Annotated in this window: 18 protein-coding genes; 8 read left to right on the forward strand and 10 right to left on the reverse strand. The window is 65.4% G+C overall.

The genetic code is table 11. The features are described 5' to 3' along the window. Together VT03_RS13640 and VT03_RS13645 are read left to right on the forward strand one after the other, a co-directional pair. Positions 1-1077, forward strand: a complete 1077-nt coding sequence (locus tag VT03_RS13640) for a heparan-alpha-glucosaminide N-acetyltransferase domain-containing protein (RefSeq protein ID WP_075093485.1) — start codon at positions 1-3, stop codon at positions 1075-1077. 381 nt (positions 1078-1458) lie between these two features. Beyond that, entirely contained in the window at positions 1459-2205 is a 747-nt protein-coding gene (locus VT03_RS13645) for a DUF1028 domain-containing protein (RefSeq protein WP_075093486.1), read from the forward strand. A 397-nt stretch (positions 2206-2602) separates the two neighbouring features. On the opposite strand, the gene VT03_RS13650 is transcribed toward VT03_RS13645, so the two are convergent. The 8 genes from VT03_RS13650 to VT03_RS13685 form a co-directional block, all read right to left on the reverse strand. Then, positions 2603-3205, reverse strand: a complete 603-nt coding sequence (locus VT03_RS13650) for a hypothetical protein (protein ID WP_075093487.1) — start codon at positions 3203-3205, stop codon at positions 2603-2605. Between the two features lie 101 nt (positions 3206-3306). After that, entirely contained in the window at positions 3307-3825 is a 519-nt protein-coding gene (locus VT03_RS13655) for a GAF domain-containing protein (protein WP_075093488.1), read from the reverse strand. Positions 3826-4017: 192 nt separating this feature from the next. Continuing rightward, on the reverse strand, positions 4018-4707 hold the full coding sequence (locus VT03_RS13660) for a response regulator (protein ID WP_075093489.1): 690 nt from the start codon (positions 4705-4707) through the stop codon (positions 4018-4020). Continuing rightward, positions 4704-5387: a phosphate signaling complex protein PhoU gene (gene phoU / locus VT03_RS13665; RefSeq protein WP_075093490.1), complete on the reverse strand. Its 684-nt coding sequence runs from the start codon at positions 5385-5387 to the stop codon at positions 4704-4706. Before phoU ends, VT03_RS13660 begins: the two co-directional genes overlap by 4 nt. Positions 5388-5557: 170 nt before the next feature. Next, the gene (pstB, locus tag VT03_RS13670) at positions 5558-6373 is read right to left on the reverse strand and encodes a phosphate ABC transporter ATP-binding protein PstB (RefSeq protein WP_075093491.1); all 816 of its coding nucleotides are present in this window, start codon (positions 6371-6373) and stop codon (positions 5558-5560) included. 96 nt (positions 6374-6469) lie between these two features. Further along, positions 6470-7480, reverse strand: coding sequence for a PstA family ABC transporter permease (locus tag VT03_RS13675; protein ID WP_231870656.1), 1011 nt, complete (start codon positions 7478-7480; stop codon positions 6470-6472). A 92-nt stretch (positions 7481-7572) separates the two neighbouring features. Further along, positions 7573-8595 (reverse strand): phosphate ABC transporter permease subunit PstC, encoded by a 1023-nt coding sequence (gene pstC, locus VT03_RS13680; RefSeq protein WP_082846186.1) that lies wholly within the window; start codon positions 8593-8595, stop codon positions 7573-7575. 223 nt (positions 8596-8818) lie between these two features. Next, positions 8819-9862, reverse strand: a complete 1044-nt coding sequence (locus VT03_RS13685) for a PstS family phosphate ABC transporter substrate-binding protein (RefSeq protein ID WP_082846187.1) — start codon at positions 9860-9862, stop codon at positions 8819-8821. A 714-nt stretch (positions 9863-10576) separates the two neighbouring features. Here VT03_RS13685 and VT03_RS13690 point away from each other — a divergent pair. From VT03_RS13690 to VT03_RS13700, 3 genes are all read left to right on the forward strand, one after another. Next, positions 10577-12844, forward strand: coding sequence for a tetratricopeptide repeat protein (locus tag VT03_RS13690; RefSeq protein ID WP_075093492.1), 2268 nt, complete (start codon positions 10577-10579; stop codon positions 12842-12844). A 233-nt stretch (positions 12845-13077) separates the two neighbouring features. Next, complete coding sequence (locus VT03_RS13695; protein ID WP_075093493.1) at positions 13078-13680, forward strand: anthranilate synthase component II; 603 nt, start codon at positions 13078-13080, stop codon at positions 13678-13680. Positions 13681-14134: 454 nt separating this feature from the next. After that, on the forward strand, positions 14135-14803 hold the full coding sequence (locus VT03_RS13700) for a hypothetical protein (RefSeq protein WP_075093494.1): 669 nt from the start codon (positions 14135-14137) through the stop codon (positions 14801-14803). 503 nt (positions 14804-15306) lie between these two features. Here VT03_RS13700 and VT03_RS13705 read toward each other — a convergent pair. Continuing rightward, on the reverse strand, positions 15307-16275 hold the full coding sequence (locus VT03_RS13705) for a hypothetical protein (protein ID WP_075093495.1): 969 nt from the start codon (positions 16273-16275) through the stop codon (positions 15307-15309). Between the two features lie 139 nt (positions 16276-16414). Next, positions 16415-16897 carry a GNAT family N-acetyltransferase gene (locus VT03_RS13710; protein WP_075093496.1) on the reverse strand — a complete coding sequence of 161 codons (483 nt, stop codon included), beginning with the start codon at positions 16895-16897 and terminating at the stop codon, positions 16415-16417. Positions 16898-17210: 313 nt separating this feature from the next. Between VT03_RS13710 and VT03_RS13715 the strand changes: the two genes are divergently transcribed. The 3 genes from VT03_RS13715 to VT03_RS13725 all read left to right on the forward strand — a co-directional run bounded on the left by VT03_RS13715 (position 17211) and on the right by VT03_RS13725 (position 20601). Continuing rightward, positions 17211-18911, forward strand: a complete 1701-nt coding sequence (locus VT03_RS13715; protein ID WP_082846188.1) for a CocE/NonD family hydrolase — start codon at positions 17211-17213, stop codon at positions 18909-18911. A gap of 113 nt (positions 18912-19024) precedes the next feature. Further along, on the forward strand, positions 19025-19948 hold the full coding sequence (locus VT03_RS13720; RefSeq protein WP_075093497.1) for a DUF1559 domain-containing protein: 924 nt from the start codon (positions 19025-19027) through the stop codon (positions 19946-19948). Next, the gene (locus tag VT03_RS13725; protein WP_075093498.1) at positions 19945-20601 is read left to right on the forward strand and encodes a HEAT repeat domain-containing protein; all 657 of its coding nucleotides are present in this window, start codon (positions 19945-19947) and stop codon (positions 20599-20601) included. Before VT03_RS13720 ends, VT03_RS13725 begins: the two co-directional genes overlap by 4 nt. Positions 20602-20701: the final 100 nt, after the last annotated feature.

Below are 20701 nucleotides of genomic sequence, written 5' to 3' on the forward strand. Positions count from 1 at the left end.
ATGCGCTATCCGTCGATCGATGTCCTGCGGACGCTCGCCATCTTCGTGATGGTCTTCGTCCACTTTTCGGAGAACCTCTCCGGCACGCTCCTGCCGATCGCGGGGCTCGGGGCGCCGCTGTTCGTCTTTCTCTCCGGCGTCAGCTACCGGCTATGGGTGGCGGGCCAGGTCGCCCGCGGCAAGAGCGACCTTGAGATCTCGAAGACCACGATCCGCCGCGGCCTGTTCGTGATCGGGACCGGCTTCGTCTTCAACATCCTGGTCTGGTTGCCCGAGGACACGTTCATCTGGGACGTCCTGACCTTCATCGGGACGGCGCTCCTGATCCTGAACGTCGCCCGCCGCCTCCCGCCGATCATCCCGGTCCTGATCGCGGCTGTCGCGATCGGAATCAGCCCCATCCTGCAACAACTCGTCGACTACCCGTCGTACTGGGTGAGCAAGTACTACGAGTACGACTTCACGCTCTCCGATCTCCTGACCGGCTTCCTCGTCGCCGGCTATTTTCCACTGTTCCCCTGGATCGCTTACTCGCTGATCGGCTACGTGACCGCCGCCGGCGTCTTCTCGGGCTCGGTCGCCTCGAAGGAACGCTCACTCCCCGTCGCACTGGCCGGCGGCGGACTGATGGCTCTCTCGGCAGCGGTCCTGGCCGTGCGGGCGTTCGTCCCGGCCACCACAACGCTCCTGGCGGGCTGGCGGATGTATCCCCCCTCGCTGGAGTACGTCGTCATGACGATCGGGATGGCGCTCCTGCTCCTGGCGGTGACACATCTCATGCTCGACCGGGGTGAAGAAACCTCGCAACGATCGAGCTTCCTGACGATCGCCAAAACCTTCAGCCGCTACTCACTGACGATCTACGTCCTGCACCACCTGGTCCACTTGTGGCCGCTGTGGATCTACGGCGCGACAGTGAGTGACGACCCGACCGAGTACTGGATGAAGGCGATGTCGTTCCCCGCCTCCATGGCCCTGGCGGTGCTGTTCCTGGGACTCTGCTACGCCCTCCTCCGCTGGCTCGGCCCGGACGAGCGGATCGGCATCGAATCCGCGATGCGCTGGCTCTGCGACTGATCCCCCCACGAGCCATCATCCGCCAGCCGCTTCTCTTCTCTGCGTCCTCTGTGCCTCTGTGTTTCAAACTCCTCCGGCTCTTTCGGAGGAAGGAAACACAGAGGCACAGAGAACACGGAGAGGACCCCGGGAGGGCGAGGCTCCAGCCGAGCCGCGGCGGTGGATGTCGCAACCGGTCCCGTCAGCTGAGCGCAAAGAAAGGCGTCTGGACCCACCGGCTCGGTAGATAGTGAGCCCGACGGCCACGCTACACTGCCGTCACCGTCTCGCTCGCCGTCCGACGTCCGCTCTCCCAAGGTGTCGCGCATGAGGCCAGTCGATCGCGTCTTCCCGTTGGCGTTTCTCCTATGCCTCACCGGCGCCGCCGCTGCGGACCCGCCAATGGCACTCATTCTGGACGAGCAGCCGCAGGAGATCACGGCCACCTTCTCGATCATCGCCGTCGATCCGGAGGCGGGGATCTGCGGCGCGGCGGTGGCGAGCAAGTACCCCGCCGTCGGCAAGGTTGTCCCGTATGTCCGGCCCGGTGTCGGCGTCTTCTGCACGCAGCACTATCACGTTCCCAAGTGGGGCGAGCCCGCGCTCGACCTGCTGGCCGAGGGACGGAAGCCGGAGAACGTCCTGACGGAACTGCTGAAGGACGATCCCGACGCCGAGCTCCGGCAGCTCGCGATCATGGACATGCAGGGCCGGGCCGCGGTCCATAACCCCACCGCAGCACCCGAGTCGAGCCGCTACTGGGCGGCGATGACCGGCCGGTACTACTGCTGCCAGGGGAACACGCTCACCGGCAGGAAGGTCGTCGTCGCGATGGCGGCCGCCTACGAGGAGACGCAGGGGAGCCTCGCCGACCGGCTGATGGCGGCGCTGATTGCCGCCGACTGTGCCGGAGGGGACCACCGCGGCCGTCTCGCGGCGGGCATCCGCGTCGCGAAGACTGGAGCCGCGGGGCCCGACGGTGCCGACTGGTTTTCCCTGCACGTCGATAAGAGTGACGACGCCGTGATCGAGCTGGCCGAGGAGTATGCCAAGCTCAATCACGAGGCGAAGGGGGAGTGGCGCGGCGGCAAGCCGCCGTTCCAGCATCCCTGCGCTGACCGCCCCATGCCGAAGCCGCCGCAGGACTGATCCTCCCGCCGGCACAGCTCCCATAGCTCAAACCCAATGTGCCACGGCAGCCGGGGTCAAGGGGGCAACCCCTTGCCGCCGGAGGCACTTCCATGAGGAACCGTGGGGCACAACGGACGTCCGCTTTGTGGGACCAGCGTTGAAGACTCCCTCACATCAGACAGCTTGCGTTGCAATCCCCGCGGGTTGGTGAGGGGGGCATACGGCACGGCGTCCGCGCTTGGACACGCTCTCCTTCAGACATCTCTCGACAGGCCAGGCCTCCGGCGGGCAAAGGGGATTCTCCCCTCTGCACTCCCTGACCAGGGTGCCCCTGGACCCGGTTCTTGTCAGTCGACTTCGGACCCGCCGCCGACAGCCGAGAGACGCACTGCGCCCCGTGCTCAGAGTATTGCGATCAATCGTCCAACGACGCCGAAGGCTTCGGAAGCAACGACGGATCATACTTCGACCCCGCCGACACCTGGATCATCGTGATCCGCACCTTCGTCGGAAAGAACTTCTCATGGTCCGCCCGCTTGTGAGCATGACCCGCCCCACCACTGTTGTCCTTGATCACCAGGTCCATCTGCTTGATCCCCTGATCCCAAAGGATCGAGTCGTTCTCCCAGAACGCCTTCATCGAGATGTCCTGCTCGTAAACCCCCTTCTCCTTGTAAACCACTGTCCCCGTGCACCCGTACCCGTTCTTCTGACCTTTGTTGGGGATGTAGCACAGCGACCACGTCGTCGGCTCCCCCCCAGCCGGCTTCTCAAGCACTTCCGTCCGGATATGCACCGTCCCATTCCGGTAGTCGACCGGCGAGACCCAGTTCTTCGGCCGATCCGGATTGAGCATCCCCTCTTTCACGTAGTAGTGCGACTTGCTCGGCTTCGAGTTGTCGGCATCTTCCTTCGTGTAGGTGAACGTCGTGTCGAAGAGCACGAACTGCTCAGCCCGGGCGGTACCGGCCAGGGTCAGCAAAGCGACAACACACGAAGCCATCCGGCGACCAATCATCGCGAAGTCTCCAGTTCCATAGAGGGGGCCTCCGGTCCGACTGCGTCGCAGACACCGGAGCGAGACGCCTCCGACTCTCGCCGAGCGTCTCGCCGCACAGCTTACCGCAACGCGTCGAGATTGCTCGCCGCCAGCAGGATCGCCCCCAGCCGCTCCAGCCCCGCGGCATCCTCCTGATCAAACCGCCCCAGCCGCGGGCTGTCGATATCCAGAACGCCGATCAACCGCCCCTCGTGGATCAGCGGGACCACGATCTCCGAATTCGAAGCCGAGTCACAGGCAATGTGTCCCGGAAAGGCATGAACGTCCGGCACCACCAGCGTCTCACGACGCGAAGCCGCCGCCCCGCACACCCCTCGATCAAGCGCAATCCGGACGCAAGCCGGCTTCCCCTGAAACGGCCCCAGAACCAGCTCGCCATCCTGCTGAAGACCGCCGCGGAGAAAATAGACCCCCGCCCAATTGATATCGGACAGCGAATGAAACAGCAGCGCCGCCGCATTGGCGCTATTGGCGATCGGATCCCGCTCCGAAGCCACGAGCACCGTCAGACTCTCGGCAAGGTGCCGGTACAGCTCAGGCTTGGTCAGACGGGAAAGAGTGTCGCTCAGTTCGAACATCGGACGTCACAGACATGGCGAGCGGGGGGCGTCAGCCCCCTGATCACGACGCTTCACTGCAAAGCGCCGCGTCCGGTCCACATTGACGCTGTCAGGGCGCCCAAGCAAGGACTCCCCGGTCCGCGGAAGAAGAACATACTCCGCGCGAGGATCAGGGGGCTGACGCCCCCCGCTCGCCGGAGCGCCAATAAGTCACGCCCGCGTCGGTTTGCACCGATACCCGATCCCGCGAACCGTCTCGATCAGATCCGCCTGACCTTCCAGCTTCTTCCGCAGCGCCCGGATGTGAACGTCGATCGTCCGCTCCATCGAGTTCGCGTCTTCACCCCGGCAGCAGTCCAGGAGTTCATTCCGGTTGAACGTCCGCCCCGGCTGACGGGCCAGCGTCCACAAGAGCCGGAACTCCGTCGGCGTCAGCATCAGTTCGTTGCCGCTGATCCGGACCACGTGGTTCGTCTTGTCGATTTCGACGTTGTCGACCACAAGCACTTCGGCCGGCTCATCCGACCCCTTGCGGCGAAGAAGAGCCTTCACCCGCTCGATCAGCGGCTTCACCCGGAAGGGTTTTGCCACGTAGTCGTCCGCCCCCATGTTGAAGCCGACGATCTCGTCGGTCTCGTCGCCTTTGGCGGTGAGCATCATCACCCGGACTTCCTTCGTCCGGGGATCGCTGCGGAGCCGGCGGCAGACCTGCAGGCCATCGAGGCCGGGAAGCATCAGGTCGAGAATGACCAGGTCGGGGATGGCGGTCTGGCACTTCTGGACGGCTTCGCGGCCGTCGGAAGCGGTGGTGACGTCAAAGTTTTCCTTGAGCAGGTTGTAGACGAGGACATCCACAATGGCCGGCTCGTCATCAACAACCAGGATGCGGGGTTTGGTCATGGTCCCGACGATTCGATTCGCTCGAGCTTCTTCCAGTGACGGATGATCTTCCCCTCGACAAGGTAGACCACGTCCTCGGCGATGTTTGTGGCGTGGTCCGCCACGCGTTCCACCTGCCGCACCGCCGAGAACAGGTGCAACAGGGCGTCGAGCCGATCCGGATGCCGGTGCATCTGGCCGATCAGGTCCGCCAGGAGCTGGGCGTTCATCTCATCGACCAGATCGTCTTCGTTACACACCTGGCGGGCGTTCACGCTGTCCAGCTCGACGTAACAGTCGATGCTCCGGTGCAGCATGTCGACCGCCTGTCCGGCCATCGTCATCAGGGCGTCCGGGACGACGACTTCGGGGGCGTCGAGAAGTCCGATCGCCCGTTCCGCGATGTTGACCGCCAGGTCCGCCACGCGTTCGAGCTCACCCGAAATCTTGAGCACCGCCGCAATCCGCCGGAGGTCGATCGCCACCGGCTGGTGCAGGGCGAGCAGCTTCAGGCAGTTGTCTTCGATCCGAACGTCCCACCGATCGATGTCCGTATCCTGAGCCGTCAGCTCGCGGGCTTCTTCGACCGCCGGCTTGGACAGCTGAGCCACCGCCCGGTGGATCATGTCCTCCACCCTCGCGCACATCGACAACAGGTCTTTGTGGAGGGCTTCGAGGTCGGTTTGCAGGTGGGCAGACATTCGGGAACTCCTGTCAACCGGCAGTCATCCAAACGTGACTTCAGCCGGCGTTGGTCCCCGAGTGCGGGGAGACCTTAACAATCCATTGTGAACACTCAGTTAATGGGCCGCAAAGACCACCGGCAGGAATCCTGCGGCCCTTCCGCGTCCGTCCCGGACGCGGCGCCGAATCATCCAAATCGGCCCGTGATATAGTCTTCCGTCTGCTTGTCGGAGGGATTCGTGAACATCTGCTGCGTGTCCCCCATCTCGACGAGCTTCCCCTGGTAGAAGAAGGCGGTCATGTCGCTGACCCGGGCCGCCTGCTGCATGTTGTGCGTCACGATCACGATCGTGTAGTTCTTCTTGAGGTCGAAGATCAGGTCCTCGATCCGCGACGTCGAGGCGGGGTCGAGGGCCGACGCCGGCTCGTCCATCAGCAGGACGTCGGGACTCGTGGCGAGCGCCCGGGCGATGCACAGCCGCTGCTGCTGTCCCCCCGAGAGGGCCATCGCGGAGTGGTTGAGACGGTTGCTGACTTCGTTCCAGAGGGCGGCCCGCTTGAGGCTCGACTCGACGATCTCGGCCAGCTTGCGGCGGTCCTTCTCGCCGGCGATCCGCGGCCCGTAGGCGACGTTGTCGAAGATCGACTTCGGGAACGGCGTCGACTTCTGGAAGACCATCCCGACCCGCTTGCGGAGCGACACCACGTCGATCTCCGGAGCGTAGATGTTGACCCCTTCGAGGATGATCTCGCCGGTGTGGCGGGTCCCTTCGATGATGTCGTTCATCCGGTTCAGCGTCCGGAGGAACGTGCTCTTCCCGCAGCCCGACGGCCCGATGAGCGCCGTGACGGACCGCTCGGGGACCTGCACGGAAATGTTGAACAGCGCCTGGCTGGCCCCGTAGTAGAAGTTGAGGTCCCGGGCCTCGAACTTGATGCCGCGATGCGTCCCGTCCCGTTCGTCGGAACGATTCTTGAGGACGCTCTGGAAGGAATTGGCCATGTCTTACGTCAAGGCGAAGGGGACGCGGGGGGTGCGGCTCAGGGTGTTCAGGTTGGAAGGTCGCCGGCGATGGACGTTCGCACGGGAGGGAACCGATTACCAGCGGGTGTGGCGCTGGAAGCGGTACCGGATGAAAATCGCCACTCCGTTCAGGACGACCAGCATCAGCAGCAGGACGATGATCGCCGCGGCCGCCACGTTGCCGAACTCCGGCTTGGACTGGCGGACCCAGTTGAAAATCTGGATCGGCAGGACGGTGTACTTGTCGAACGGCGCCTTGAGCAGCCCGGCCGGATTGTCCCGGATCGCCGCAAAGCCGTCGATATTCCCGGGCGAGAAGCGGACGAACGTCGCCGCCCCGATCAGGATCAGGGGAGCGGTTTCGCCGATCGCCCGGGACATCGCCAGGATCACCCCGGTCAGGATGCCGGGGAGTCCGGCCGGAAGGATCTGATGCCGGATCGTCTGCCACTTCGTCGCGCCGAGGGCCAGCGACGACTCCCGGAGCGACTTCGGGACCGCCCGCAGCGCTTCCTGCGTGGCGACGATGATCACGGGCAGGACCAGGAGCGCCATCGTCAGCGAGCCGGTCAGGACGCAGCGGCCGAACGGCAGCGGGATCTCGATCCCGATGAGCTTCACGCCCGTGACATGGTGTCCCGTCCAGCGGTCGATGAGACCTCCCTGTTCGAAGACCCCGAACATCCGGGCGAAGACCGAGAGTCCCAGAATGCCGAACACGACCGACGGCACCCCCGCCAGGTTGGCGATGTTGATCTGGATCAGCCGGGCCAGCCGGGAGTTCGACCCGTACTCTTCCAGGTAGACCCCTGCCCCGATCCCCATCGGGATGGCAAACAGGAAGGTCAGGAGGATCGTCCAGCCGGTCCCCCACAGCCCCGCGATGATGCCCGCCTTCTTGGGATCGAGCGCGGAGTCGTAGCTCGTCAGGAGCTGCCAGTCGAGCCAGCCCCACGCCATGTGGACGATGGCCCCGACGATCACGATCAGGAACGCGAAGCTCGACCAGGTGGCGATGACGCACGCCACGGTGAACATCCGCTCGATCGGCCGGACCTGGCGACGGACGCGCGCCCACTCAGGCACGGCAGCCGACGGCACCGCGGTCGTCATCACAGGCGGCAAAGCCGCCCGCGAGGGGGAGGAGGAGGGAGTCGGCGAAGAAGGAGAGGCCGCGTTCAATGGTAGACCTCCCGGTACTTCCGCATGACCCGCTGCGAGATGAGGTTCATCGTCAGCGTGATGCAGAACAGCGTCAGGGCCACGGCGAACAGGCTCTTGTATTCCACCGTCCCGGACGACGCCTCGCCGAGGCTCAGGTTGACCACGAAGGCGGTCATCGTCTGCATGCTCTTGAGGGGGTTGAGCCCCATCTCGGTCCCGTTCCCGCAGGCGATCGCCACGGCCATCGTCTCGCCAATGGCCCGCGAGATCGCCAAGAGGAAGGCGGCTACGATCCCGGAGAAGGCGGCCGGAACGACGACCTTCGTCGAGACGTCATATTTCGTCGCTCCCAGCGCGTAGCCCGCCTCGCGGAGGCTCTTGGGGACGGCGCGGAGGGCGTCTTCGGTCAGGGAGCAGACCATCGGCATGATCATGATGCCGACCACGATCCCGCCGCTCATGGCGTTGAACTGCTCCACATCCATCCCCAGGAGGCCCCCGAAGAACGGCTTGAGCAGGACCGGCGTCACGAACTTGAGGGCAAAGTACCCGTAGACCACCGTCGGAATGCCGGCCAGCATCTCGAGGATCGGCTTGACAATGTCCCGCATCCGCGGCGTGGAGTACTCGCTGAGATAGACCGCGCTCAGGATCCCGAAGGGGAGCCCGAACATCGCCGCGATCCCCGCCACCATGAAGGTCGCCCGGATGAGCGGCAGCACGCCGAAGTGCTTGTCGGCGAACTGCGGCGTCCAGCGGGTCTCGGTGAAGAACTCCTTCGGCGAGACGATCTGGAAGAACGACTTGCGGGTGAAGTGCCCGCCGTTCTCCTGGCCGAAGTACGGGATGACGGTCTCGTTCAGGAGGACCGCCACGATCCCCACCGTGACGGCGATGCTGATCGACGCACAGAGGATCAGGCCGATCTCGATCACCCGCTCCTTGAACCGCTCGAGGCGCGTCGCAAACGGGGCATCCTGCCGGAGGATCGACCGGGAGGGAGGCGCGGACGCGGGAGGAGAGGACGAATCGGCCATGCGAACGCGGATGCCGGCAACTCGGGGGAAGGGAGGGGGGAAACAGATCCAGTGAGTCGACGCGACTCGGTGGAACTCCAGGAACGGCCGTCCCGATCGACCGGGGGATCTCCCTCCCCCGCACACCTTCGGTCAGGGCCGCTCACTCGCCCAGGAGGAGAGTCCGCTCCTCGCCAGCACGCGGAGGGACCGCCCGGTCCCTCCCATGCCATTCCCACACAACTCAGTTCCCGGCCGCCTTGAGGGCCTCTTCGAGCGTCTTCACGACGCCGTCGAGTTCGGCCTTCGGCAACCGGACGTAACCGACTTCCGAGACGAGCTTCTGGCCCGCTTCGGAGAAGTAGTACCGCAGGAAGGCGGCGACTTCCTTCTTGGCCAGCGCCTTCTTGTTGATGCACAGGAAGAGCGAGCGGGAGAGCGGGCTGTACTTGCCGCTCTCGATGTTGGCGTCGGTCGGCTCGACCGCGGCCGCCGCGTCGCTTCCCTTGGCAACCGCGACCGCCTTGACCTTGTCCTTGTTCTCGACGAAGTAGGCGTAGCCGAAGTAGCCGAGGGCGTTCTTGTCGCCGGCGACTCCCTGGACCAGGAAGTTGTCGTCTTCGCTCGGCTGGTAGTCGGTCCGGCTGTTGCCGACCTTGCCGCAGATCACTTCCGTGAAGGTGTCGAACGTACCGGAGTCGGTCCCGGGTCCGAAGAGCTTGATTTCAGCGTCCGGCCACGCGGGATCGAGTTCGTTCCACTTCTTGACGGTGCTGCCGGTCTCCCACAGCTTCTTGAGCTGTTCAGTCGTGATCGCCTTGCACCAGTCGTTGGCCGGGTTGACGACGACCGACAGGCCATCGATCCCCACCTTGATCTCGAGGTACTCGATCCCCTTTTCCTTGCACTGAGCCTTTTCGGACTCGGAGATCGGCCGGGAGGCGTCGTTGATCTCCGTCGCCCCTTCGATGAACTTCTTGTAACCGCCGCCGGTGCCGGCGGTTCCGACCGGGACGCGGACGCCCGGCTGGATCTCGCTGAACTTTTCGGCGACCGCGGTCGTGATCGGGGCGACGGTGGAGGAGCCGTCGATGACGATTTCGCCCGTCAGCTTCTCATTGGAAGGGGCGGGGGCTCCGGCGGCCGGAGCGGCGGGGGTCATCGGCGAGGCGGCGGAGGGCTCCGAACCCGCCGGCTTGGGGGCGGGGGCGGTCTGTGTCTCGCAGCCGACGAGGAAGCCGCACAGCGAGAGCGCGAAGAGGCGGCGGAACAAGGAATTGCGAATCATCAATCTCTCCAGCAGGCGTCTCGGGAATGAAGTCGCGAGGACGCTATGGGCGTAATGTTAAGGAGTAGACCGGCCGATTGTTAAGAAATCGCGAACGGCTTTCTCGGTGACCGGAACCTGAGGATTTCCATGGAGATGCTGCTTGCCAGGCAGGCGGCGGGCTCACGGAAGCGGGAATCGCTTCCTGGCCGGCGCGGCTCGATAGCTCAAATCCATTGTGCGACGGCAGCCGGGGTCAAGGGGTTTCGACCCCTTGCCGCCGGAGGCACTCCTGTGAGGAACCGTGGTGAACAACGGACGTCCCCTTTGTGGAACCGGCGTTGAGAACTCCCCACTCGCCCTGCAATCCCCGCGGGTTGGTGAGGGGCATCCGGCACCGTGTCCGCGCCTGGACACTCACTCCTTCAGACGTCTCTCGACGGCCAGGCCTCCGGCGGGCAAAGGGCCAGAAAAACAACACAGGCCCCTCTGCACTCCCCACCAGGGTGCCCCTGGACCCGGTGAAAGAGTCACGTCGGCCAAGTGCCACTCCCCTTCGTTTAAACACCACCCTCGCCGGACGGGTACTGCTCCCTCAAACCCATCGTGCCACGGCCACCCGGTCCAGCAGGACGCTGGACCTGCACAACTTCGCCCCCGACTGATACCCTTGAACCCCCGGCCTCCGCTCGGACGCGGACCGGCGCAGACGCCGTAAGGCATAAGAGGTGTTGGATGACTTGTCCGCGACGCTTCGGGTTCACGCTCTCCCTCTCCCTCCTGACGGCGACGTCGCTCGCCGCGGCCGCACTCAAGCCGGGAGACGCCCCCCCGCCCATGCAGGTCGACGACCTCGCCCCCGCCCCCAAGGGATTCCGGCTCCAGGTCACTGACGACATCGCCGAGCCGTTCCAGCCCGCCACCCCGCCCACCTCGGAAGACGCCACCCGCCGGACCGCCCGCACCTGGTACATGGCGGGAGAAGTCCACTCCCACCGCCGCGAAATCGCCAAAGCGATCGAGTGCTATAAGAAGGCGGTCGCCCTCGACCCCAGCGCCATCCTGGTCTACGGCCCCCTCATCGGCCACCTGCACGACGAAGGCGAACCCGAAGAAGCCAAGAAGTACGCCTTCGAAGCGGCCGAGCGCGACCCCCGCGGCCTGCGCTTCGTCTGGATCCTCGCCGGCGCCAACCTCCGCCAGCCGGAAGTCGCCATCGAGCTGCTGGAAAAGGGCCTGACCCTCAAGACCGTCCAGCCCGGCACCGCTGACTACCTCACGATGCAGCGGGACCTGGGGACCCTCTACCGCAGCAAGCAGAACTTCGAGGAATCGGCCAAGCGGTTCGAAGTCGTCTTCCAGGCCTACAAGGCCCCGGACAAGCTCTCCGCCACCGAAAAGGAGCGGGTCTTCAAAGAGCCGGGGAAGATGCTCGAGGAGTTCGGCGAAGTCTTCCTCGCCGCCAAGAAGCCCGACCTCGCGGTCGAGGCCTTCACCGCCGCCTCCAACCTCGTCCAGGGCTCCAAGGCGGTCCACAGCTACAACCTCGCCCTCGTCTTCCGCGAAACCGGCAAACCCGAAGAGGCGCTGAAGCAGCTCGACGAGTACTTCAACGCCCAGCTCCAGAACAAAGGCCGCGCCGCCTACGACCTCCTCAAGGAACTCCTCAAGGAGCTGAAGCGGAGCGACGAGTTCCTCAGCCGCCTGGAAGACCTCCGCAAGAAGGATCCCCAGAACCCCGGCCTGCGGTACTACGTCGCCGAGCAGTACGCCGAGCTCAAGGAGTTCGCCAAGGCCGAAGCGCTGTTCACCGAAGGCCAGACCGACGTCCGCGACCCGCGGGCCCTCGTCGGCCTGATCCCGGTCTACGCCGGGATGAAGAACACCGAGAAGCTGCTGGAAACGGTCAGCAAGGCCTACGCCGTCGTCCCGCAGTCCGATTCCGAAGAGCTGCTGAACCAGCTCGAGCCGGAAATGAAGAGCCTCGCCATGCGGCTCAAGTCGGAGATCGAGGACCTCGGCAAAAACGTCGAGGCGATGGACAGCCTCGTCGCCCTCGGCCGCAAGCTGTCGGAAGGCGAAGACCCCAAGATCGACTTCGTCCAGGCCTACCTCCTGGGCCGGATCACCGCCGGCGCGAAGCGGACGCCGGACGCCATCTTCTTCTATGAGCTCGCGATCTCGATGCGGAACGACCCGCCGGGCGCCCTCTACCGCGAGCTCGCCCAGCACCTGATGGACGAGGAGAACTACAAGGAAGCGATCCGCGTCCTGAACGGCGCCCTCAAGCACGAGTCGGACGCCCTCAAGGACGAGCGCTGGACCTTCCAGTACTTCCTCTCCTTCGCCTACGAGTTCAGCGGCGAGACCCAGGAAGCCCTCCGGGTCATCCGCGACGCCCAGGCGAACGAGCCCCGCAACCCGCAGGTCCGGCTCCAGGAAGGGTGGGTCTTCTCCCACTCGGAGCAATGGGACGAGGCGATCAAGATCTACACCGCCGTCCTCAAGGACTTCGCCCGGGACAAGCGGACCAAGGACTCCGCCCGGTTCAGCCTCTCCAACGCCTACACCCAGAAGGGGGACAAGGCCAAGGGAGAAGAGGTCCTGGAAGAGGTCCTCAAGGAAGACCCGGACAACACGCAGGCCAACAACGACCTCGCCTACCTCTGGTCCGAGCAGGGGAAGAACCTTGAGAAGTCCCGCGCGATGGTCGAGAAGGCCCTCAAGGCGGAGCCGGAAAACCCGGCCTACCTCGACACGCTCGGCTGGGTCCTCTATCAGATCGGCGACTACGAAGCGGCCCTCAAGCCGCTGCTCACCGCCTCGGAGATGCCCCGCGGCCAGGATCCCACGATCTACGACCACCTCGGCGACATCTACGACAAGCTCAACAAGAAAGAAGAAGCCACGAAGGCCTGGTCCAAGGGCCTCGAGCTCGAAGAGAAGAAAGTCCGCCAGGACAAGAAGATGCTCGACAAACTCCGCAAGAAGCTGGGGAAGTGAGCGGGCGGACGAGGGACGGGAGACAAGGGTCCAGGGACCAGGAACGAGCGAGCCCCCCCTCGCTCGCGCCGCCCCACACTAGCCCGAAGCGCCAGCGAGGGATTTTTCCCTTGACGCTCCGCCCTCAACTCGACCGGGGCCAGTGGACGCCCCTCGCGGAACAACAATCGAAGGGCCGCATTCCGTCCCTTCTGACTGACACTTGATACCTGCCACCTGATACTTCCCCACCGATGCTCTTCGTTCTCGATAACTACGACTCCTTCACCTACAACCTCGTGCAGCGGTTTGGTGAGATCGATCCGTCGCTGGAGATCCGGGTCGCCCGCAACGACCAGATCACCATCGACGAAATCGCCGCCCTCAACCCCGAGCGGATCGTGATCTCCCCCGGCCCCTGCTCGCCGTCGGAAGCGGGCCTCTCCAAGCAGGTCATCGAGCACTTCGGCCGCCTCGGCGTCCCGGTCCTGGGTGTCTGTCTCGGCCACCAGTGCATGGGGGAGGTCTACGGCGCCCAGGTCCTGCGGGCCAAGCGGCTGATGCACGGCAAAACGTCGATGATCCACCACGACGGCCAAGGCGTCTTCGCCGGCCTCCCCAACCCCTTCGAGGCGACCCGCTACCACAGCCTCGTCATCCCCGAAGAAACGCTCCAACCCGAGCTCATCGCCTGCGCCTGGACCCGCGACGCCGACCACCCCACGGAGATCATGGGCGTCCGCCACCGCGACTACCCGGTCCACGGAGTCCAGTTCCACCCCGAGAGTTTTCTCTCGCCGTCGGGCGTCGATCTGCTCCGCAACTTTTTGAAGATCGCCCCGATGGTCCCCGCGTGAGCTTCGGTGACGACGGGGCCACGTCTTACTCTTTGCTCAAACACCGCGCCCGGCGGACGGGCGTTCTGAGCGCAATCCAACATCAATCGCCCGCTGGGGGGGGCAGGGGTGTGTCGTGGGTCATAGGTCCCTGCCCGCCGGAGGCGCTCCGATGAGGAGCTGTGCAGACAGCCAGTGTCCGGACGCGGACCGGTACGCGAGTACTCCCCCCTCCCCATCGTCGCGAGCGGGGCAATGAGAACCGAGCCCGGTCCGCTCACAGAGATGGTGCAAGCTGGATCGGGCGGCTTCATACGCAATCCGCCCCTTCTCGCCACGCCTTCCGTACAGTCCTCGGGGTGTGCCGCACGCCCGAAAAATTGCGCTTTTCGCTCTGAAGACTGAGATCTGAACAAGTTCGAGCCCCGTTTAGGCAGACGACCGTGTGCTGCCTCCTCACTGTGGATCCGGAAGCATGGACATTACCACTACTGCCTTGATCACCGTCGTCGCACCCGTGGCAAGGGACCTGTTACCCAAGCTCTTGGGGAAGCCGTGTGAGGTGGCCGGAGAATTGCTCGCGGATGAGATTTACTATTGGAAGTGGGTCCACAGGCTCCAGATCATCGAACGTGCGCAACGACGCTTGAAAGCGAGCGGAGTTGCCCCGAAGGCGTTGCCCAAGGGCTTCATGTTGCCGTTTCTAGAAGATGCCGGGAACGTAGAAGAAGAAAGCTTGCAGGAGCTATGGGCAGGACTGCTTGAGTCCGCCGTCAAGGACACGAATGTGCCCATTCCGCGATATGAGCAAACCTTGCGATCGTTGAGTCGAGATGAGGCCGCAATTCTCCTAGATGTTGCGAGCAAGGGGCCACTCCAGCTTTGGCCCAAGGGCGCGGGGCACAACCCGTGGCGAAAGCCTCACCCGATCTGGATTCAAGTCGATTGGAATAATGGTCGTAAGAGTTTCTGCGAGCGAACTGGCGTCACTCCCGAACTGGTCGAGGACTATTTGGATCACCTCGAAACCCTCGATTTGCTTGATATTACTGATAATTTTCACCTCGTGCTAAGCCCTTGGGGGTACGAGTTTGTCAAGAAATGCAGCCCAGATCTGGCTGTCAGCTATCCGTTTGGATTCTGACGTCAATTGCGGCAGGGTGGCCGGGGCGCCGTTGGACGTGTAACAACATCGAGATGGCCACGCAGAATGGGCTGTGCGGAAATTCCATCGCCACTCGCCCCGGCGAGCGTTGCCGAGCTTCTTGTGTCGTCAGGGTGGCACAGTCTTGTGTGGCCATGTGGGAGGTCAAGCTGCACGCCCCTGGGGGCTTTGCGAAAGAGCGTGGCCGCGGCGGGAGCTGTGGTCGTAGCGATGCGAAGTCCCACAACCGAACGTTGCCGGTCGGGTGGCACGTCCCTGGAGGCTTTGCGCAAGGGCGTGGCCGCAAACGAATGAGTCCCCCGCTTGTGAGGTCTCCTGTCGGCCTACGACGCCAGTCGTGGCTTGAACCGTTCCTCATCGAAGCGCCTCCGGCGGCCAGGGCTGCCCGCCCTGGACCCGGTGCTCTGTCCCAATGTTCCCTCGCGACCGCCCTCCGGATCCGCCCGCGGCCCCACCTGGATCATGTTCCCCACGCCGTCCCCTCACGGGCGACCCGATTCAACCTCCGGCACAGGAAGAGTTGTCTCGGACTCCTCTGCTCCGCGAGCTTTGTTCTGCAAATCAGCCTCGCGCAGACCTGCTCCCCCCGGCGTCTCCAGATCCCGAAAGAGGCTGATGGGACACATGGGATGCCGATCGGCCATGGTCACTCGGCCGGTCGTGCGGTTGGACAGGATCGTCTCACCCTCCGCGGTCCGCTGGTTGACCCGGATCTCGTAGGCCTTCGGGCACCAGATCCCCGGTTCGACCTCGGTCAACTCGCGGGCCTCGGCCTCCTCCACCAGAAACGCCCCCCTGTCGCTCAAGGCATAACTTGCGACCTTGACCGGCAGGAAATTGCGATCGGTCGCCAGCCACACAAGCCGATAGCTCTCTGGCCGCCCTCTCCGGGCCATGTCGCATCGCAGCCGTACGCAGGCGAGATCGCCGATCGCTTCCGTGCCATCGACGATGACCTTCAGGTCGCTGCCACGTTGCGTCTTCGCCTGGACGAGCTGTTTGGAGAGGCGGAAGTTTCCGATCCCCGATCGTCCGAACAAAACGGTATGTGGGAGAACTTGCCCGAAAAAAGGCTGATAACCGGCGCGCGTGCTCGACCGACCGTCGGAAACGGTGCGGGTGTCGGTCCCATCGAACCCGCCAAGCTGGACGTGCCGGACTGGCGTACCGTCCACCGTGACCCCGGTGGTGTGAGCGGACGCGAAGATCAGCCCCTCCTGATAGACGCAGCGGACAGTCGTCTGCTGCGAGCGGACGAGACTTCCCCGAAGCGTCGGGTCTTGCTTCACGAGGTCGTACTGCCGGTCGACGCGCAGATCGAGGTCGCTGAACAAAGCCTCGTTGGCCGCAATCTTCGAGATGACCTCAGCCAGTTTTGGCAGGTCCGCCCCCCGCGCGATCTTGGTCGAGAAAAAGACCGTGCACAGGCAGAAGATCAGGGCCGGCGACATTCGCGCCGAAGCGGCACCGCTTGACCTCGATCGACCGAGCATGACTTGCCCCTGCTGACGCCGGAACACCGATCCCGACATCCTCCTTCACCGTGCCCACCAGATCCAGGCACCCGCCCTACAGAGCCCGCGCCCGGACTCACCCCACAGCGTCCGGCACATACTCCCACCGCCAGACCAGCCCATCCTCAGGATCGATCACGTCCCCGGTCTTCCGAAACCCGCACTTCGTCAAAACCCGCGTCGAAGCGTTCGGCTCCGGCAGCGTGTGAGCGAACACAGTCGTCACTCGCCCGCTCGCGAGGGCAAAGCGGGTCAACCCTGCGGCCGTCTCGGTCGCGTACCCCTGCCCCCGGTACTCGGCATCAATCCCGTAAGCGATCTCGACACTCCCATCGGTGGGGGGCGTCCGGAACCCTCCGGTGCCAACGGCCACGCCGGTCTCCCGCAGGACCGCCTGAAACCCAAAGACCCAGGGATCGGGAACCTCCGTCGCCTGGACCCGCGCCAGCCAGTCGGGAGAAACCTGGGCCCGATCCGCCGGATCCATCGCGGCGACCATCGCCAGAAGCCCCTCACGAGTGTGGGGAACGAGCTGGATTGATCCGGTTCCATCATCCATACGCGGGGTCTCTCTCGATCGGTCCAGGGACCGGCGCGCAAGGAAGCCTCCGCTCCCCGATCGCCGCAGCAGCCTCCTGGACCCCAATCTAAAGCAACGGTTCGCGAATCCGAAAAGAGTTCCGCTCAGAACGCGGCCGGAAACAAGGCGGGCCAACCCAGCGAGACTCCCGCCGGGGCATCAACCCCCAACCCGCCCCTCTACCTTCCGCCTTCCGCCTCAAGTCTTCCCCCTCCCCCGCACGCGTGAGACTTCCCCGCCCGCCCCCTATCCTTCACCCGCGCCCGCGAAGTCGTCTCCCGGAGTGACCTCAATGAACCAACGCTGGTGGTGTGGGCTGGCCTGCCTCGTCCTCTCTCTCTTCGTCGCGACCGCCCCTGCTCCCGCCCCGGCGGCCGACGAACCGCTCGACCTCGGCGGCGTCCGCGAGGAACACGCCCTCCTCCCGATGCGGGACGGCACCCGCCTCTCCGCCTACCTCTACTTTCCCGCCGGCGAAGGCCCCTGGCCCGTCCTCTACGAACAGCGCTACGCCGACCTCCGCGGCAAAGGGACACGAGAAGCCTACGCCCGCCTCGCCCGGGCCGGCTTGGTCGTCTGTGCCGAGAACTTTCGAGGGGCCGGCCAGTCCGAAGGGACCTGGGTCGGCTATCGGGCCCTCGGCTGGGGCGAACTCCAGGACGGCTACGACTCCGTCGAGTGGCTCGCCAAACAGCCCTGGTCCACGGGCAAGATCGGAACCTTCGGCAGCTCCCAGGCGGGCTTCGCCCAGAACTTTCTCGCCGTGACGCGGCCGCCGCACCTCGTGGCGCAGTACATGATCGACACCGGCCTCAGCCTGTTTCACGAAGGCTACCGCATTGGCGGCGCCTGGCGTCCCGAGCGGTTCAAGCTCATGGGTTCCGTCTGCCGCGAACCGGCCCACAACCTCGCCGTCCTCGACGAATGGCTCCGCCACCCGACCTACGACGACTACTGGCAGCAGGAGGACTGCGCCCGCCACATCGACAAGATGGACGTCCCCTGCTTCACGATCGGCAGCTGGTTCGACTTCATGAACATCGGCTCGATCGAGAGCTACCGCGGCCGCCAGCACCGCGCCGGCCCGGGCTCCCGCGGCCGCCAGCAGCTCCTCATCGGCCCCTGGCTCCACGGCGGCTACCTGGGGAAGAACACCGGCAAAGTCAGCGAGCTCCAGTTTCCGGACAACGCGAAGTTCGATGCCGAGCAGCACCTGATCCGCTGGTTCGACTACTGGCTGAAAGGCCGCGACAACCAGGTCGAGCGCGACCCCGCGGTCCGCTACTACGTCATGGGAGCGGTCGGCGAGCCGGGCGCCCCGGGGAACGTCTGGCGGGAAACGAGCGACTGGCCCGTGAGCGCGACGGCCACCCCCTACTACCTGCACGCCGACAAGACCCTCACGACCCGTTCCCCGGAATCGGCGGACGCCGCGGTGACCTTCAAAGCCGACCCGCTCCACCCCGCGGAGATCCCCAACAAGCGGGGCTTTCCGGGAGCGGCCGACGCGCGAACCTTTGAAGAGCAGGGCGAAGTCCGGACCTTCACGACCGAAGTCCTCACGCAGCCGGTCGAGTGGACGGGCCTTGTTAAGGCCGAGCTGTTCGTGACGACCACGGCCCGCGACACGGACTTCATCGTCCGGGTCTCGGACGTCTACCCCGACGGCCGGTCGATCCTCCTCGTCGACTACATCCGCCGGGGCCGCTACCGCGACGGCTACGAGCAGGAGGTCTTCTTCGAACCGGGGAAGGTGGCCAAGGTTGCCTTCGACGTCGGCTGGCTGAGCCAGGTCTTCGCGGCGGGCCATCGGATCCGGGTGACGGTCGCCAGCACCGGCGCCCCGTTCTACGAGCCGAATCCGAACACCGGAAAGCCGATGACGCTCGACATGCCGGCCGACGCCGTCACGGCGACGAACACGGTGCTGGTGAACGGGCAGCACGCCTCCCGGGTGATCGCTCCGCTGCGGACCGCCGGAGACCGGCCGTAGTCCGCGCGCTGCCGCGTCCAAACGTGCCGGCGGAAGAACGCGCCCGTCCCGTTGACGCTCCGTCCCCGCCGCGGACAATCTCCCTGAGGAGATCTCCGCACGGAGCCGGCCCCATGTCGCTGTCACGGAATCAGACCGGCTTCACGCTGATCGAGCTGCTCGTCTCGATCGCCATCATCGCCATCCTGGTGGCGCTACTGCTCCCCGCCGTCCAGCAGGCCCGCGAGGCCGCCCGGCAGTCGCAGTGCCGCAACAACCTCAAGCAGCACGGCATCGCCCTGCACAACTACCTGGGAACCCACCAGGTCTTCCCCCCCTCGAGCACGAGCGACGTCGAGCAGGGGGGCTGGATCATGAACCCGCTGAGCCGCCACCTCCACAGCTGGGTGGCGTTCACGCTCCCCTACCAGGACGCCGGCGGCGTCTACAACGGCATGGATTTCAACGTCTCCGCCCTGCACCCGAGCAACCTCAAGTCCGCCGCCGCCCAGCTCCCGGTCTTCCGCTGCCCCTCCTACTCCGGCTCCAAGGTGAGCCGCGACGACGACTACACCCGGTTCGGCCCGGACTACGCGATCACCAATTACCTCGCCATGGGGTCGACGACCGCCGGCATCATCTACGGAGGGAACACGGGCCTCTACGTCCCGGACGGGATCCTCTACCCGCTCTCCTCGACCTCGGCCAGGGACGTCACGGACGGGATGTCGAACACGCTGATCGTGGTCGAGTCGCGGGAGGAGGCCCACGCCGTGTGGGCCGACGGCGGAGTGATGTCGGTCGTGGCGATGCGGTACGACGACGCGGCCTCCCCTCTCTACGCCGGTCCGGAACTGGCCCTCAACTACACGCCGTACTTCGAGTACATCGATCCGCTGGTCCTGTGGGGCCCCTCCAGCCAGCACGCGGGGGGCGGCATGCACCTCTTCGCCGACGGCAGCGTCCGGTTCATCTCGCAGTACATCGGCGTCCCGGTCTATCTGGCGATCACGACCAAGGGGGGCGCCGAAAAGATCGGCGCGGAGGCGGTCCCATGACCCGCCGCATCCTGCGATCGATGCCGGTCCGATGCGGCGTGCTCGGCCTCGCGCTGCTCCTTCTCACCGGCTGCGGCGAGGGGACGACGGACCGCCTGCTCCGCGAGCTCCAGTCAACGGACGCCGCCGTCCGACAGAAAGCGGCCCAGGCGGTCGCCGAGCGAAAGCTCACCGATCCACGCCTGACCGCCGCTCTGCATCGGTCGACCGAAGACCCTGCCGCGGAAGTCCGCCGCTGGAGCTGCCGCGCGCTGGGTGCGATCGGCGACTCCACCGCCATCCCGGTCCTGGAAGCGGGAACGAAGGACAAGGAGACCCCGGTCCGCCGCGCGGCCGCCCTCGCCCTGCTGACGCTCGCTCCCGACAACGGCCCCGCCCGGCAGGAACTGACCGAAGCGATCCGATCGGGAGACGGCGGCGTGATCGTGCTGCTGACCACGTGGCAGCCCCCTCCCGCCTGGGCGGTCCCGACGCTCCTCGACCTCCTGCGGGATCGCCGGCCGGGAATCCGCCGCCTCGCGGTCGAAGCTTTGGCGGCACTCGGCGGCGGCCAGCCGGAGGTCGTGGCGGCGCTGCGGAAGCTGGAGAAAGACCCGGACGACCGGGTCCGGGAGTCGGTGGCCCGGGCCCTCCTGCCCGCTGCCTCTCGATGAGGATCGGCCGCCGCTCCCGTCGCGACTCCGACAGCCGCGCGGCCCGGCGGGACGCTGGTCCTCCCCAACCGATCTCATCACACTCGCCCCATCAGGATCC

Origin of the sequence: Planctomyces sp. SH-PL14, assembly GCF_001610835.1 — a bacterium.
Classification (GTDB): Bacteria; Planctomycetota; Planctomycetia; order Planctomycetales; family Planctomycetaceae; genus Planctomyces_A.

What these genes read in the sequence shown, in the direction of transcription:
- VT03_RS13690 (WP_075093492.1), top strand. Translation starts at nt 10,577, where the DNA reads ATGACTTGTCCGCGACGCTTCGGGTTCACGCTCTCCCTCTCCCTCCTG.
- pstC (WP_082846186.1), bottom strand. Translation starts at nt 8,595, where the DNA reads ATGGCCGATTCGTCCTCTCCTCCCGCGTCCGCGCCTCCCTCCCGGTCG.
- VT03_RS13720 (WP_075093497.1), top strand. Translation starts at nt 19,025, where the DNA reads ATGTCGCTGTCACGGAATCAGACCGGCTTCACGCTGATCGAGCTGCTC.
- VT03_RS13650 (WP_075093487.1), bottom strand. Translation starts at nt 3,205, where the DNA reads ATGATTGGTCGCCGGATGGCTTCGTGTGTTGTCGCTTTGCTGACCCTG.
- phoU (WP_075093490.1), bottom strand. Translation starts at nt 5,387, where the DNA reads ATGTCTGCCCACCTGCAAACCGACCTCGAAGCCCTCCACAAAGACCTG.
- VT03_RS13710 (WP_075093496.1), bottom strand. Translation starts at nt 16,897, where the DNA reads ATGGATGATGGAACCGGATCAATCCAGCTCGTTCCCCACACTCGTGAG.
- VT03_RS13695 (WP_075093493.1), top strand. Translation starts at nt 13,078, where the DNA reads ATGCTCTTCGTTCTCGATAACTACGACTCCTTCACCTACAACCTCGTG.
- VT03_RS13715 (WP_082846188.1), top strand. Translation starts at nt 17,211, where the DNA reads ATGAACCAACGCTGGTGGTGTGGGCTGGCCTGCCTCGTCCTCTCTCTC.
- VT03_RS13640 (WP_075093485.1), top strand. Translation starts at nt 1, where the DNA reads ATGCGCTATCCGTCGATCGATGTCCTGCGGACGCTCGCCATCTTCGTG.
- VT03_RS13685 (WP_082846187.1), bottom strand. Translation starts at nt 9,862, where the DNA reads ATGATTCGCAATTCCTTGTTCCGCCGCCTCTTCGCGCTCTCGCTGTGC.
- pstB (WP_075093491.1), bottom strand. Translation starts at nt 6,373, where the DNA reads ATGGCCAATTCCTTCCAGAGCGTCCTCAAGAATCGTTCCGACGAACGG.
- VT03_RS13725 (WP_075093498.1), top strand. Translation starts at nt 19,945, where the DNA reads ATGACCCGCCGCATCCTGCGATCGATGCCGGTCCGATGCGGCGTGCTC.
- VT03_RS13700 (WP_075093494.1), top strand. Translation starts at nt 14,135, where the DNA reads ATGGACATTACCACTACTGCCTTGATCACCGTCGTCGCACCCGTGGCA.
- VT03_RS13645 (WP_075093486.1), top strand. Translation starts at nt 1,459, where the DNA reads ATGGCACTCATTCTGGACGAGCAGCCGCAGGAGATCACGGCCACCTTC.
- VT03_RS13660 (WP_075093489.1), bottom strand. Translation starts at nt 4,707, where the DNA reads ATGACCAAACCCCGCATCCTGGTTGTTGATGACGAGCCGGCCATTGTG.
- VT03_RS13655 (WP_075093488.1), bottom strand. Translation starts at nt 3,825, where the DNA reads ATGTTCGAACTGAGCGACACTCTTTCCCGTCTGACCAAGCCTGAGCTG.
- VT03_RS13705 (WP_075093495.1), bottom strand. Translation starts at nt 16,275, where the DNA reads ATGTCGCCGGCCCTGATCTTCTGCCTGTGCACGGTCTTTTTCTCGACC.